Below are 13,833 nucleotides of genomic sequence, written 5' to 3' on the forward strand. Positions count from 1 at the left end.
CAACGTGCAGAACATGGTGTTCAACACGCTGGAGCGGGGCCGCGCGGGCAAAACCCCCGACCCTGGGCCGAGGCCTCCGCGATGAAGCTGTATGCCTCTGAGCGGCACCGAGGTGGCGATGGAAGCGGTCCAGCTCTTCGGCGGCAACGGCTACATGACCGAGTACCGCGTGGAGCAACTCGCCCGCGACGCCAAGTCGCTGATGATCTACGCGGGCAGCAACGAGATCCAGGTGACCCACGATCGCGAAGGGGCTGCTGGCGCAGTAGTTTCGAGCCGGGCGACCTCGCAACGGCAGGGGAAGCGGTACCGCACTTGCTCGCGCGACACCGCCCACCCGCCGCACCGAGCCGCGTGCGCTACGCCCTCAGTTCGATTGCCGACGTGCCCAGCTCAACCCCGACTCCCGGTGTCGAGCGAAGCGAGACCGAGCATGTTCCGTTCGCGGCCACAAAGGGGCCGCGAACACGCCGCGACGAAGTCCCGGCCAGATCACACAGCGCGCAACCGCGTGCGGCTGGCGTATACGTGCTCGGCGATGAGGGTGGCGATGCGGTCGGGGGCTTCCAGCATCGGCACGTGGCCGACGCCGTTGACCAGGATGCGGTCGGCGGATTCGGGCAGTTCCTTCAGGTAGCGGCGTGCGTAGACGCGGTTGGGGATGACCCGGTCGTACTCCGCGAGCAGCAGCCGGACCGGCGTCCGCAGGGTGGACAGGTCCTCCTGGGCCGGCGCTCGCATCGCGCCGAGGATCATCGGCACCATCGCCGGGCAGTGCAGCGCGGCGGCGAGGGCGGCGGCGGCGTCGCGGCGGGGGACCGCGGAGGCATGCTTGCTCAGCGCGAGCAGCGCGACCCGCTGGGCGAGGGGGTTGCCGATCGCGAATCCGCCCAAGCGCTTGCCGATCTGGACGATCGGCACCAGGGAGAGGAATTTCAGGTTGATTCGCCACTGGGTCAGCGAGGGCGCGTGCCAGCCGCCCGCGGGCGCGATGAGCGTCAATGTGCGGGCACGTCCGCGGCGGGCGAGTTCGACGCCGACCAGCCCGCCGAGCGAGTTGCCCGCGATATGGCAGGTGCGCCAGCCCAGTTCGTCGAGCTGATCACAGATCCCGTCGGCCAGCGTCGACACGTTCACCGCCGGGCCCTCGGTGGGCGCACCGCCCCAGTGCCCCGCGAACGCAGGCGCGAACACTTCGCAGTGCGTCGACAGCCGCGCGGCGGTCTGCTCCCAGCAGTGCGGCGACATCATGAATCCGTGCAGCAACAGCAGGGGGTCGCCGGAACCCACATGCAGTGCCTTGATCGGCTGGGGCTGTTTCGGCCGGGTGGAGCCGCGCGCGGCGGCGGAGGAGGACTGGGAGGTGTCGGACGACATCGTCTTCACCCCTTCCTGGACGGCAGTGTCCGGGGGACTTCATCTGACCAGCATTGTACGGTCGTGGAGTGCCGTATTTCTCGACAGTGAACGTGAACGGTGTCCGCGCCGCCGCCGGCAAGGGGCTGCTGGCCTGGCTCGCGGCCACCGAGGCCGACGTCGTGTGCGTGCAGGAGACCCGCGCGACCGACGAGCAGGTCCGGGCCGCGCTGGCTCCCGCGCTCGACGCGGGATGGCAACTGTCGCACGCCGAGCCGGAGTCGAAGGGCCGCGCCGGTGTCGGCATCCTGTCGCGGCGGGCGCCCTGCGCCGTGCGAGTCGGCTTCGGCAGCAGTGAGTTCGCCGCCGCGGGACGCTATCTCGAGGCCGACTTCGACGACGTCACCGTGGCCAGCGTCTACGTGCACTCCGGCGACGCGGGCACGGTGCGCCAAGACGAGAAGTATCGCTTCATGGCCGAACTCGGCGCCTATCTCACCGCGCGAACCGGGGACTTCGTGGTCGCCGGGGACTGGAATATCGCGCACACCGAGCGGGATCTGAAGAACTGGAAGGGCAACCTGAAGTCGGCCGGCTTCCTGCCGCAGGAGCGGGCGTGGATCGATGAGCTGCTGGCCGCGGGCTACGTCGACGTGGTGCGCCACCTGCATCCCGGGGTCGACGGCCCGTACAGCTGGTGGTCCTACCGGGGCCGCGCGTTCGACAACGACAGCGGCTGGCGCATCGACTATCAGCTGGCCCGAGGCGATCTGGCCACTCGTGCCAAAGACGCGCTGGTCGAGCGCGCCGCCGCCTACGACCAGCGTTGGTCCGACCACGCTCCGGTCACGGTGCAGTACCGATGAACCGGTCGCCGTTGGTCAAGCGCGGTCTCGGTGTCCTGGGCGCGGTCGCGCTGGTGCTGCTCGCCGCGGTGCTCGCCCTGTACGACGGGGGCGATGCCACAACGTCCACGTCCGCGAGTCGCGCGACCACCGCGGCGGCGAGCACGGCCACCGCGTCGCGCGGGGACAGCGCGTCGCCGGTCACCCAGGCGTCCGGTGTGCCGGAGCGCGCGTACGTCACGCTGCGGGAGATCGATGCGGGCCGGTGGCCGGGCTCGGCGAATGCCCCGGGCACCAAAGGGGGCGAGCGATGGCAGAACCGCGGCGGCGACCTGCCCGCCGCGGACGGTTCCGGCAAGCCGATCACCTATCGGGAATGGGATGTCAATCCCAAGCAGCCCGGCCGATCGCGCGACGCCGAACGCATTGTCACCGGCAGCGACGGCTCGGCCTGGTACACCGGTGACCACTACAAGACCTTCACGAGGATGCGCTGATGACAAAGACCGTCACGCTGTCGCAGTTCCTTGCCCGTCCCGACGCGGACGACGCCCCGCCCCGCGCGGCGCTCGCCCCGCCGCGCGTCACGTTCGGCGCCCTCGCTGTGGACGCCGCCGAGTTCAGCGGTGTGCGGGACAAGGCGCCCCCCGGCTACCTGGTGCGCGAGCTGCGCGGCGCGAAGATGCCCACCACCGCGCGGCTCTTCGACGAGTTCGCCGCCGCGTTCCAATTCCCGTACTACTTCGGCGAGAACAAGGACGCGTTCGACGAATGCCTGCGTGACCTGGACGATTTCCTCGGCGAAGGGGCCGGATACGTTGCCGTGGTGCGCGACTCGGCCGGATTGCTCGCCTACGAGCCGATCGAGCGCGACTGGTTCGCCGAGGCCATGCGCGACTGCGCGGCCTACTGGTCGCGGCGGGATGTGCTGTTCCGGGTCGTCCTGCAAGGCGACGCGCCCGACCTCGAGGACGTATCCCTGCGGCTGTGAGCGGGACGGTTACCGCAGTTTTTCCGCAAGGTCCTCACCGAGCAGGACGAACACGTCCACCGTGTGCTCGATCAATTCGTCGCGGGTGAGGTTCAGATCGCCCTGTAGCCAGGCGGTCAGCGTCTGCACCAGCCCGCCGACCAGGTACAGGGCGCGGAAGTCGATCGCCGGGGCCGGGGCCGAGTCGGGCATCCGGTAGAAGTCGGTGCCCTCCGAGGCCACCATCCGCGCGAACACGCGCACCGTCTCGGTGGTGCGGGCGCGGAGCTCCGGTGTCGCCATGCCCGCGATCAGGGCTGCTTTCGCCTTGCGCGGGTCGTCGGTGAGCAGGTGCACGCCCGCGGTGATCGCGGCGTGCGCGGTCGCGCGCGTGTCCGGCGCGGCGGTGCGCACCGCGGCGAGGATGGCCACCGCGAGTTCCTCCGCGATCCCGTCGATCAGGGCGGTGAGCACGCCGTCACGACTGTCGAAGTTCTCGTAGTAGTACCGCTCGTTGAGACCGGCCCGCGCGCACAGCCCCGACACGGTCAGCTTCCCCAGCCCTTCCGTGCCGATGATCTCCAGCGCGGCCTCCAGCAATGCCGCACGCCGCTGCGCCCGGCGCTCCTCGGCGGAGATGCCCCCGTAAGTCCGTTGCGCCGTCACCCTTCGATTCTTACAGGTGCGCCGGCTCCCACGCCGGGCGTCGACAAAACATTCTGGCAGGGAGTATTGCCAGAAATGCGGATTCTGGGGGATGCTATTGCCAGATGTGCTCGACGAGGAGGCGGCGATGTCCGAGCCCGGATATTTCAGTGACCACTCGATGGTCCGGCGGGTGATGAGCAAGCGCGCGGTGGGGCTGACCTACGGCTTGCGCGCATTGGTGATCGGCGCGGTGCACCCGCTGCTGTATGTCGGCACCGCGGAGAACACCGAGCATCGGATGACGCCCTACACCCGGCTCGCGCTGACCGGCCGCCTGTTCGAGGCGGTGTTCCTCGGCAGCAGGTCCGAGGCCGACCGCGCCCTGGCGTTCACCAGGAAACGGCACGTCAGAGTGCGTGGCGCGCTGCCGGAGGATGCCGGAGCGCGCCACCCCGCCGGCACCGGGTACTCCGCGCTCGATCCGCACCTGATGTTCATGACGATGGCCTTCACCTTCGACTCGGCCGAGGTGATGTACGACCTGCTGGTGCGCACCATGACCTTGGGCGAGCGCGAGGGGCTCTACCAGGACTACGTGCGCTGGGGCGAGCTGTTCGGCATGCCAGCGGACGCGGCGCCGGGCAGCTACCGCGAGTTCCGCGCGTACTTCGACGGCTATCTGGCCTCCGACGAGCTGTTCCTCACCGACGAGGCGCGGTTGGTGGGCTCATACCTGGCCGGACAGCGCGTCCCCTACTCGCAGGGCGTGCCGTTGCAGCAGGTCACCTCCGCGTTCTACCTGCTGGTGCAGGGCAGCCTGCCGCCCCGGATCCGCCGGATGTACGGGATGCGGTGGGGTGTGGCCGAAGAGGTCGCCTACCAGGGCCTGTCCCGGGCGGTCCGCACCGCGCATATGTCGGTTCCGCTGGTGCCACCGGTGCTGCGTGGCACCCTCGCCGGGCCCAGCACACCGGTCTACAAGAGGCTGTCCCAGCGCGAACACGAACTGGTCAGTGGCGGACGGCCGAGTATGCCGGGGGTGGACCCGCGCAACTGGGTGCAGCGAAATTCCGCTTGAGCCGCATGGGAAGATCGGGGGTATGTCCAGTCCTGCGCCCACCCCGGCCGCCGAACGCAAGCAGCGGGTTCTTTCCGGGATCCAGCCGACCAGCTCCTCGTTTCATCTCGGGAACTACCTTGGCGCGCTGCAGTACTGGGTGACCATGCAGGACGACTACGACGCGCTGTATTTCATCCCGAACATGCACGCGATCACGGTGCCGCAGGATCCCAAGGAGCTGAAGGCGCGCACGAAGGCCGCCGCCGCCCAGTTGCTGGCTATCGGCATCGACCCGAAGAAGTCCACGCTGTTCGTGCAGAGCCAGGTGCCCGAGCACGCCGAGCTGACCTGGGTGCTCAGCTGCATCACCGGTTTCGGCGAGGCCAGCCGGATGACCCAGTTCAAGGACAAGTCGGTGAAGCAAGGCGCGGAGAACGCGACCGTCGGCCTGTTCACCTATCCGGTGCTCATGGCCGCCGACATCCTGCTCTACCGCGCCCATCAGGTGCCAGTCGGTGAGGATCAGCGCCAGCACTTGGAGCTGACCCGGAACCTGGCCCAGCGCTTCAACACTCGGTTCAAGAAGACGTTCGTGGTGCCGGAGGCGCATATCGTCAAGGGCACGGCGAAGATCTACGACCTGCAGGACCCCACCGCCAAGATGAGCAAGTCCGCCTCCACCGACGCGGGCCTGATCAATCTGCTCGACGACCCGAAGGTCACCGTGAAGAAGGTGAAGTCCGCGGTCACCGACACCGAACGCGAGATCCGCTACGACCCGGAACGCAAGCCGGGCGTCAGTAACCTGCTGGTGATCCTGAGTTCGCTCACCGGCGCGCCGATCGTCACGCTGGAGAAGGATTTCGAGGGTAAGGGTTACGGCGAGCTGAAAGCCGACGTGGCCGACGCGCTGGTCGAATTCGTCACGCCGCTGCGCGCGAAGGTGCAAGAGTACCTGTCGGATCAAGGCGAACTCGACCGCGTACTCGCCGCTGGAGCCGAGCGCGCCCGAGAGATCGCGGGCAACACTCTCGCGCAGGTCTACGACCGGGTCGGTTTGCCGAGTCGCTGAACGGCTACTTCACCTCCGTGCGCCCCGTCAGGCGTCGTGCGAGGTCTCTTGGTCGAAGGGGCGAATGGTGCAGGTGATCGACAACGTCAAGGCCGGGATCGAACGCCGGGTCCAGGCACAGCCGTGGCTGGACCATCTGGTCCGTACGGCGGGGCGCTACCAGCGGCAACGGGGTAACTACTACGCGGCGGGCATCACGTATTTCACTGTGCTGTCGATGTTCCCGCTGCTGATGATCGCTTTCGCGGTCGCGGGCCTGGTCTTGTCCAGCAATCCGGATTTGCTCGAGGAGTTACGCGCCAAGATCATCGAGAACATTCCGGGCTCGTTCGGCACCCAAGTGAACGACCTGGTCGATCAGGCGGTCGAGTCGCGGGGCGCGGTCGGCGTCCTGGGTCTGTTGACCGGCGTCTACAGCGGGCTGGGCTGGATGGCCAACCTGCGGGCCGCGCTCACCGAGCAGTGGGAGCAGAAGTCTCCGGACGGCAATTGGCTGATGACCAAGCTCTCCGATCTCGGGGCGCTGGTCGGTCTCGGTCTCGCCTTCACGGTATCGCTGGGGTTGTCGGCGGTGGCCTCGGGCACCCTCGGCAGGCGGCTGCTCGAGAGCGTCGGCCTCGGTGAAGCGCCCGGGGCGGGCGTGCTGCTGTGGCTGTCGTCGACCTTGCTCGGGTTCCTCGCCTCCTGGGCGGTGTTCGCGTGGGTCATCGCGAGGTTGCCCCGGGAACCGGTGACGCTCGCCAGCGCCGTCAAGGCGGCCGCGCTGGCCGCGGTGGTGTTCGAGGTGTTCAAGATCGTCGCGTCGATCTATCTGCGCTCGGTGCTGAACAGCCCCGCCGGCGCTACCTTCGGCTCGATCATCGGCCTGATGGTGTTCAGCTATGTCACCTACCGCATCGTCCTGTTCGCCACCGCCTGGGCGGCCACCGCCACGGAGAACGAACCGGAAGCGGAGATTCCCGCGCCCGGCCCCGCCGTGATCGCGCCGCGGGTCAGCGCACGCGACATCTCGGTGGGCGTGGGCGCCACCTACTTCGGCGCGGGTGCGCTCGCGGCCCTCGCACTTTCTGGATTGCGCAAGTTGCCGGGCCGTCGGTGAACGTTCGATCAGCGTCGCCGGTTGGCCTGGCGTGCGCCTAGCAACAGCGCGGCGACCAAGAGGACACCGCCGATGATCAGCGTGGTCCTGGCGCCGGTGCGGCGGTCTTCGGCTGCGGGCATGGCGGACGGGTCGCTGCCCGGCATCGAAGGCGTGGCCCGGTCGCTGCCCGCCGCGGGCGGCGCGGCCAGGGTGACCGCGCTCTGGTCGCGCTGGGCTATCACCGCGCCGGGCAGGTTGCCGATCGAGGCGCCGCGGGGCAACGCGAAGCCGTAGTCGAGCAGGCGGGCGGCCTGTTCCCACGGCCGAATCGGCCGCACGTCGGCCTTGAGCAGGGTGACGGCGAGCCTGCGGCCGTTGCGCTGGGCGGCGGCGACGAAGGTCTGGCGCGCGTCGTCGGTGAAGCCGGTCTTGCCGCCGAGGGCGCCGTCGTAGTTGTAGAGCAGCTGATTGTCGTTGCCGATCGGGTAGCCGGGGCGGTCGGTGTCGCCGGGAACCGCCGGGTCGGCGGGGTAGCCCGGGAAGTCGGCCTGCTCGGTGTGAATCAGCTCCGCGAACAGCGGGATGGTCATGGCCTCGCGGAACAGCACGGCGAGGTCGTAGGCCGACGTGCTCATCCCGGGCCCGTCCAGACCGGACGGTGTGGCCGTGCGAGTGTCCATGGCGCGCAACGATTTCGCGAGGTCGTTCATCTTCGCGACGGTCGCGGCGTCGCCGCCCAGTTGCGCGGCGATGGCATGCGCGGCGTCGTTGCCCGAGGCCATGATCAACGCCTGCATGAGCTGCCGGTTGGTGTAGCGGCCGCCGGGGCCGATGCCCACCCGGGTGCCGTCGGCATCGGCATCGGCCTGCGTGCCGACCACCACCTTGTCGAGACTCAGCGTGCGCAGCGCCAGCGTGGCCAGTAGCACTTTGATCGTGCTGGCGGGCCGGTAGCGCCCGTGCGGGTCCTTCGCCGCGAGCACTTCGCCGGTATCCAGATCCGCCACCAACCAGGCTGTCGCCGAAACCTCCTGTGGGGCAGGCGGTGCGGCTTTGGGCAGCACGACTCCGCAGTCACCGAGGCGGGGCCCGCCGATCGGCGGGGAAGGGATCGGTAGCGGTGCGGGAGTCGACTGTCCCGGGGCGGGCACCTCGGAGGCGTCGATCGGCGCGGGCGGCAACGTCTTCTGCGGGCAGCCGTCGGTGTTCGGGGTGGTGAACGGCGTAGTGGTGCTGGGCTCGGCGAGGGACGGCGCGGCCGTCGTTGCGATCGCGGCGACGGCCAGCACGGCGCCCACGCAGAGCAAGGCACGGCGAGTGATCTTCATCGCCGATGAGCCTAGCGAGCGGGCCGGTGATCGGTCGCACACACTCACGCCTTCGGCGGCGATATTGACATCAAGTACCAAATGGCAGTTACTATCAAAAAGTTGTATCTATCACTTTCGGAGGCGTCATGAAGAATGACTCGACCCGCCGCTGGCTCGCCCTCGGCGCGCTGGCCGTGGCGATGCTGACCATCGGGCTCGATGTCACCGTGCTGACCGTGGCGCTGCCCACACTCGCGGTCGACCTGAACGCGAATACCGCCGCGCTGCAATGGTTCAGCAGCGCCTACACGCTGGCCCTGGCCGCCGTGATGCTGCCCGCCGGCGCGCTCGGCGATCGCTACGGCCGCAAGAAGTTCCTGCTCGCCGCCTTGGCGCTGTTCGGTGTCGCCTCGGTCGCCTGCGCCGTGGCGACCTCACCCGGCGAGCTCATCGCGGCGCGCGTCGCGCTCGGAATAGCGGCGGCGGCGATGATGCCGCTGTCGATGTCGGTGCTGCCCGCGTTGTTCCCCGAACCGGCCGATCTCCAGCGGGCGCTCACGATCTGGATCACCTCCACCGCGATCGGTCTTCCGCTGGGCCCGATCGTGGGCGGCTGGCTGCTGCGCAACTTCTGGTGGGGTTCGGTGTTCCTGATCAACGTGCCGATGGTCGTGATCGGCGCGCTCGCCGTCGCCGCCTTGGTGCCGGAATCGCGCAGCGCGCAACAGTTCCGGCTGGATCTGCCCGGGGTGGTGCTGTCGGCCGCGGGCATGCTCGGACTGACGTATGGCTTCATCCGTATCGGGGAGAAAGGCTGGGGCGACGGGCCCGCATGGGGCATTGTCGCGGCGGGTGTGCTCCTGTTCGGCGCGTTCCTGGCCTGGCAACGCAGGACGACGCATCCGCTGGTCGATCTCGGACTGTTCGCCGCCGACGGATTCCGCTGGGGCACCGGGTTTTCCATCGTGGTGAACTTCGCCATGTTCGGCATGTTCTTCACCGTTCCGCAGTACTTCCAGGCGGTGCTCGGCGTGGACGCGCTCGGCAGCGGCCTGCGGTTGCTTCCGCTGATCGGCGGATTGCTGGTCGGCAGCAGGTTGGTCGACAAGGTGCTGCCGAAACTGGGCATCCGCGTCGTGATCACCGCCGGGTTCACCGTCTTGGCCGGTTCCCTGGTGCTGGGCGCGCTCACCACCGTGGACAGCGGCTACGGCTTCACCGCCCTGTGGCTGACGCTGCTGGGCGCGGGGATGGGTCTGGTCATGCCCGCCGCGATGGGCATGGCGATGGGCGAACTGGACGCGGAGCGCTCCGGCTCCGGTTCCGCGCTGCTGCAAGCGCTGCGTCAGGCCGGGGGCACCATCGGCGTCGCGGTGCTGGGCACCGTGCTGGCCACCCGGTATCGGTCGGAACTCGGCGCGCTGAATCGCGAACCGATCGACGACGGCGTGAACGCGGGCGTCGCCACGGCGCGCCACCTGGGTGATCAGTCGATGCTGCACCAGGTGCAGGTCGCCTTCCTCGGCGGCATGAGCGCGATGCTCTGGGTCTGCGCCGCGCTGTGCCTGCTGGCGGCCGTGCTCACGGCGATGTTCGTCCGCGCGCGGCAGCCCGACCGGGTGCGCGAGCCGGGTGCGGCAGAATCGATACATGTCGGTTGAGCTACCCGCGAACGGGACGGCGCGAGGTTTGCGCGAGCGAAAGAAGGAACGGACCCGCCGGACGATTCGCCTCGAGGCTTTCCGGCTGTTCCGCGAGCAGGGTTACAACGAGACGACCGTCGAGCAGATCGCCGCGGCCGCCGATGTCTCGCCGAGCACCTTCTTCCGCTACTTCCCGTCCAAGGAACAGCTGGTACTGGCCGACGATCTCGATCCGGTGATCATCGAGGCGTTGCGTCGTCAGCCGCGCGACGTCCGCCCGATGGTCGCCTTCCGCGAGGCGGTGCGCGAGGTCTTCACCAACCTGCCCCCCGCCGAGCTGGCATTCGAGCAGGAACGTCAAGCGCTGCTGTTCCACGTGCCGGAACTGCGCTCCGCGATCGGCTTGGAGATGATGCGCAGCATTGATCTGCTGTCCGGATTGCTGGCCGATCACGTCGGCCGCTCGCCCGACGACTTCGAGGTGCGGGTGGCGGCAGGCGCGATGACGGGCGCCGGGCTGGCGGTCCAGGCGATGGCGCCGATGAACCTCGACAACATCGCGCGCACGATGGATTTCCTGGACGCGGGGCTCCCGCTCGGGCCGGATCGTCAGCACTGAGGGCCGAGCCTCGGACCGTCTTATGCCCCGGCGGTGCTGGCTTGCCGGAACCGATCCGGGGTGTCGTCGTCCATGGTCGCGAAGAAGCCGCCGATCACGTCCTCGATCTCGGCGATCGAGTCCGCGCAGTAGAGAATCGGCTGGTAGTGGGTGATGTCGTAGGTCGCGGTGCCCATCTGCGCGATGTCGAGCGGGCGCAGCTCGGCGTGCCGGAACTCCTCGATCTCGCCGTAGGACGACAGCAGCCCCGCGCCGTAGCAGCGGATCTCACCGCGTTCCCGGACGACGCCGAATTCCATCGAGAACCAGAAGACGTCGGCCAGGAATTTCAGCGCGCGGTCGGTGCTCAGCCGCGCGACCGCCGCGCCGACCGTCGCGTAGATCGCCGCGAAGCGCGGACTGGCGATCTGGTTGGCGTGCCCGATGATCTCGTGAATGGCGTCCGGTTCGGGGGTGTACAACGGCGCGGAATGATGCCGGATGTATTGCGTGGAGTGGAAGATCCGATCCGCGAAGGAGCCGAAGAACTCGCGCAGCGGCACCAGGCCCGCGGCCGGTGCGTAGCGGAATCCGGTCAGCGGTGCCAGCGCCGCGGAGACCTCGTCCAGTTGCGGGATGTGATCGGTGGGCAACGACAGCGCCTCGGCGGCGGCGAGAACCTCCGCGCTGGCATAGCTGCGATGTTTGCGGGCGAGTTCGGCCGACACGATCCGCCACACCTGCTGCTCCTCGTCGGTGTAGGCGATGTGGGGGAGCGGCTTTCCCGGCGCGTAGTCCAGCGCCAGCGCGGCGATGGCGTTGCGCCGGGCCCGGTAGGCCGGATCGTGCACGCCGGGGTGCTCGTCGCTCAGGTGCACGGTCACGTCGCCGTCGCCGGTGCGGGTCACCGGCGAGTACAGCTGCGCCTCGCTGAACATATCTCGATGCAAGCACCACCGGGACCCGGCGACAACAAAAGCCCGTTCAGCTGGACAATCTGCCTAGCCGAACGGGCCTTTTCCGGGCGAACCTGGGAGTAGAAGGTGCGGATCGGACGACGTTCTGATCAGTGCGCGCCGTGCAGTGCATGCACCACCGCGTGGCCCTTGCCGCGTCCGATCAGCCACTTGTTGACCGGTGTCGTCACCACGAACGCCACGGCGAAGGCGAAGGCGAGTGTGGTCCAGAACAGTACGGTGTCCAGGTGGGCGTCCATCGCCCCCGGGACCGCCAGGATCACGGCGTTGTCCACGATCTCCATGACCGTGATGGACACCGTGTCGGCGGCCAGCGCGGTACCGATGGCGGCCGCCAACGGCAGGCCCGCCCGCAGTACGCCGCGCATGGTGAACGCGTAACCGAACACGAACGCCAGCACGATGGCCAGCACCATCGTCGAGGCGTTGTTCCAGCCCAGCGCGGTGCCGATCACCATGCCGAGGATCTCACCGATGGCGCAGCCGGTGAGGCAGTGCAGCGTCGCCATGGCCGCCATCCGCCAGGTAGCGGGGGAGTGGTGCGCGGTGTACTGAACGGCGTCCTTCATCGCGTGCGCGGTGTGCGAGGCGTGCTCGCCCGAGGGGTCGTGCCTGTGTTCCATGCGGGGAACTATACCCCCGTAGGGTATTAACGCAAGGCCGAGTTCGTGATTTGCCGGACATGAACCCGCGTTATGCCGCAAGATGGCGAATGTACGAAGGAGGGCGCATGAAATCCGTGCGGATCGATCTCGACCAGGACTTGCTCGCCGCGGCCGCTGCCATCATGGGCACGTCCAGCAGCGACGCCACCATCAACGAGGCCTTGCGCCGGATCGTCGTGCACGAGCGTCAGCTGCACAATCTGCAACGGCTCGCCGCGAAGGCGTTCGTCGGGCTATCGGATGTCGCGGTGGTGGACCGCTAGGCGTCTTCCGCAGACGCCGCCCTTCGGCTACCTGGGCGATACGGGCCGCTGCTCGTCGAGAGCGCGCTGCCAGACCGCCTCGAACTCGTGAGCGTCGATCTGGAGCGCGGTGAACTCGGTCTCGGCATTGATCTCCCCCGGGGTCGGAACCGGAATCTGCCCCAGTTCGGTCGTACCGGTTCCGCTGCCCGAATCGGCCCAGTCGGCGTGCCCGTCACGGAACATCTCGACCTTGCGTACCTCGAAACCGTCGTCGCCGATCTCGCTGAACAGCTCGACCGGCTCGTCATCGAAGTCGTGGTGCCATTGCGCCTTCAGGTACCACATCGCACATCAGCTCCCCAGTTCGTGACCGCTCGGCTACCGAACCGCACACCAGCCAGCATATGCGCGATGTGTCGGTGGCCCCTGGCAGAATCCCGGTCACTGTTGGCGTGACCGAGGGGTGGGAGTCATGGCGGTCTCTCTAGTCGACGTGCCGGTGGCGCAGCGGCCGCGTGAGCGGTTGCTGGCACTCGGCCCGCACGCGCTCAGCGACGCGGAGTTGCTGGCCCTGCTGCTGGGGCAGGGCAGGCGCGGCGCGAGCGCGCTGGACCTGGCGGTGGAACTCTTGGTCGAGCACGGCGGGCTTGCCGGGCTGTCGTCGGCGCGCCCGGAGGAGTTGTCGCGCCGAGCCGGCGTCGGCGTCGCGAAGGCCGCCGCCATCATCGCCGCTTTCCACCTCGGCGCGCGAGCACGCGGTAGGCCGGACATCTCGAGCCGGCTGACCAGCCCCGCCGAGGTGGCCGCCGCCGCGCGCCCGCATTTCGCCGGGTCCAGGGTCGAGCGCCTGCTCGTCCTGGTTTGCGACGCGCAGAACCGCCTGCGGCAAAAGGTCTTCGTCGCCGAAGGCGCCATCGACCAGGTAGCCGTCCCGGTCCGGGAAATCCTCAACACCGTCCTGCGCCACGACGGCCGAGCCTTCGCCATCGTCCACAACCACCCCTCCGGCGACCCCACCCCCAGCCCCGACGACCGCCGCACCACCACCCTGCTCACCGAAGCGGCGCGAACCGTAGGTCTGCGTTTCCTGGACCACGTCGTCCTCGCAGGGGAGAGATGGGCCAGCGCCCCGGGGTGGCAAGTGGCTGAAAGGTGAAACCCTCCGCGACCACGCTGCCGACTGACGGCTGCACGATGTACCGGGCCATCGTGAGAACTGCGGCCTGATCCACTCGGTTGGTCCCATGGACAACGCACAGCTTCGAGAGTGGCGGATCGGGAGCCCATCGAGCCACCGGTCGTCTATGCCGGTTCCCAGGTCGCGCCCCGGTCCGGCGGGCAGTGGCAGATGCCAGACACCGCA

General features: G+C 68.7%; 16 protein-coding genes and 1 pseudogene. 11 read left to right on the forward strand and 6 right to left on the reverse strand.

What is annotated here, in order from left to right; translation table 11 throughout:
* Positions 1-274: pseudogene (locus NA8_RS32940) on the forward strand (acyl-CoA dehydrogenase family protein); the annotation flags it as partial.
* Between the two features lie 218 nt (positions 275-492).
* On the opposite strand, the gene ephH reads toward NA8_RS32940, so the two are convergent.
* A complete protein-coding gene (ephH, locus tag NA8_RS18005; protein ID WP_063051582.1) occupies positions 493-1,377 on the reverse strand; it encodes an epoxide hydrolase EphH in 885 nt (294 codons plus the stop codon).
* 68 nt (positions 1,378-1,445) lie between these two features.
* Between ephH and NA8_RS18010 the strand changes: the two genes are divergently transcribed.
* Genes NA8_RS18010 through NA8_RS18020 form a run of 3 tightly spaced genes read left to right on the forward strand, consistent with a single transcriptional unit; the run spans position 1,446 to position 3,192 of the window.
* Positions 1,446-2,222: an exodeoxyribonuclease III gene (locus NA8_RS18010; protein WP_063051553.1), complete on the forward strand. Its 777-nt coding sequence runs from the start codon at positions 1,446-1,448 to the stop codon at positions 2,220-2,222.
* Positions 2,219-2,698, forward strand: a complete 480-nt coding sequence (locus NA8_RS18015; protein WP_063051554.1) for a guanyl-specific ribonuclease — start codon at positions 2,219-2,221, stop codon at positions 2,696-2,698. Before NA8_RS18010 ends, NA8_RS18015 begins: the two co-directional genes overlap by 4 nt.
* On the forward strand, positions 2,698-3,192 hold the full coding sequence (locus NA8_RS18020; protein WP_063051555.1) for a barstar family protein: 495 nt from the start codon (positions 2,698-2,700) through the stop codon (positions 3,190-3,192). The genes NA8_RS18015 and NA8_RS18020 overlap by 1 nt, the downstream gene beginning before the upstream one ends.
* Before the next feature lie 9 nt (positions 3,193-3,201).
* On the opposite strand, the gene NA8_RS18025 is transcribed toward NA8_RS18020, so the two are convergent.
* Entirely contained in the window at positions 3,202-3,837 is a 636-nt protein-coding gene (locus NA8_RS18025; RefSeq protein ID WP_063051556.1) for a TetR/AcrR family transcriptional regulator, read from the reverse strand.
* Between the two features lie 91 nt (positions 3,838-3,928).
* On the opposite strand from NA8_RS18025, the gene NA8_RS18030 reads away from it, so the two are divergent.
* The 3 genes from NA8_RS18030 (at position 3,929) to yhjD (ending at position 7,050) form a co-directional block, all read left to right on the forward strand.
* Complete coding sequence (locus tag NA8_RS18030; protein ID WP_245663894.1) at positions 3,929-4,897, forward strand: oxygenase MpaB family protein; 969 nt, start codon at positions 3,929-3,931, stop codon at positions 4,895-4,897.
* A 22-nt stretch (positions 4,898-4,919) separates the two neighbouring features.
* On the forward strand, positions 4,920-5,951 hold the full coding sequence (gene trpS / locus NA8_RS18035; RefSeq protein ID WP_063051557.1) for a tryptophan--tRNA ligase: 1,032 nt from the start codon (positions 4,920-4,922) through the stop codon (positions 5,949-5,951).
* 67 nt (positions 5,952-6,018) lie between these two features.
* Positions 6,019-7,050, forward strand: coding sequence for an inner membrane protein YhjD (yhjD, locus tag NA8_RS18040; protein ID WP_063051584.1), 1,032 nt, complete (start codon positions 6,019-6,021; stop codon positions 7,048-7,050).
* An 8-nt stretch (positions 7,051-7,058) separates the two neighbouring features.
* On the opposite strand, the gene NA8_RS18045 is transcribed toward yhjD, so the two are convergent.
* Positions 7,059-8,360: a D-alanyl-D-alanine carboxypeptidase family protein gene (locus NA8_RS18045; RefSeq protein WP_063051558.1), complete on the reverse strand. Its 1,302-nt coding sequence runs from the start codon at positions 8,358-8,360 to the stop codon at positions 7,059-7,061.
* 128 nt (positions 8,361-8,488) lie between these two features.
* Here NA8_RS18045 and NA8_RS18050 point away from each other — a divergent pair, with 128 nt between their 5' ends.
* Entirely contained in the window at positions 8,489-10,003 is a 1,515-nt protein-coding gene (locus NA8_RS18050; protein ID WP_063051559.1) for an MFS transporter, read from the forward strand.
* On the forward strand, positions 9,993-10,604 hold the full coding sequence (locus NA8_RS18055) for a TetR family transcriptional regulator (protein ID WP_063051560.1): 612 nt from the start codon (positions 9,993-9,995) through the stop codon (positions 10,602-10,604). The genes NA8_RS18050 and NA8_RS18055 overlap by 11 nt, the downstream gene beginning before the upstream one ends.
* A 20-nt stretch (positions 10,605-10,624) precedes the next feature.
* Here the strand turns inward: NA8_RS18055 and NA8_RS18060 are convergent, their stop codons facing one another.
* Entirely contained in the window at positions 10,625-11,521 is an 897-nt protein-coding gene (locus NA8_RS18060; protein WP_063051561.1) for a phenylalanine 4-monooxygenase, read from the reverse strand.
* Between the two features lie 128 nt (positions 11,522-11,649).
* Positions 11,650-12,183 carry a DUF4396 domain-containing protein gene (locus NA8_RS18065; RefSeq protein ID WP_084466898.1) on the reverse strand — a complete coding sequence of 178 codons (534 nt, stop codon included), beginning with the start codon at positions 12,181-12,183 and terminating at the stop codon, positions 11,650-11,652.
* A gap of 107 nt (positions 12,184-12,290) precedes the next feature.
* Here NA8_RS18065 and NA8_RS18070 point away from each other — a divergent pair, with 107 nt between their 5' ends.
* On the forward strand, positions 12,291-12,488 hold the full coding sequence (locus NA8_RS18070) for a type II toxin-antitoxin system VapB family antitoxin (protein WP_063051562.1): 198 nt from the start codon (positions 12,291-12,293) through the stop codon (positions 12,486-12,488).
* Between the two features lie 27 nt (positions 12,489-12,515).
* Here the strand turns inward: NA8_RS18070 and NA8_RS18075 are convergent, their stop codons facing one another.
* On the reverse strand, positions 12,516-12,815 hold the full coding sequence (locus tag NA8_RS18075; RefSeq protein WP_063051563.1) for a DUF6881 domain-containing protein: 300 nt from the start codon (positions 12,813-12,815) through the stop codon (positions 12,516-12,518).
* A 127-nt stretch (positions 12,816-12,942) separates the two neighbouring features.
* On the opposite strand from NA8_RS18075, the gene radC reads away from it, so the two are divergent.
* Complete coding sequence (gene radC / locus NA8_RS18080; protein ID WP_063051564.1) at positions 12,943-13,626, forward strand: RadC family protein; 684 nt, start codon at positions 12,943-12,945, stop codon at positions 13,624-13,626.
* The last annotated feature ends 207 nt before the right edge of the window (positions 13,627-13,833 follow it).

This window comes from Nocardia arthritidis NBRC 100137 (assembly GCF_001612765.1).
Lineage (GTDB): Bacteria > Actinomycetota > Actinomycetes > Mycobacteriales > Mycobacteriaceae > Nocardia > Nocardia arthritidis.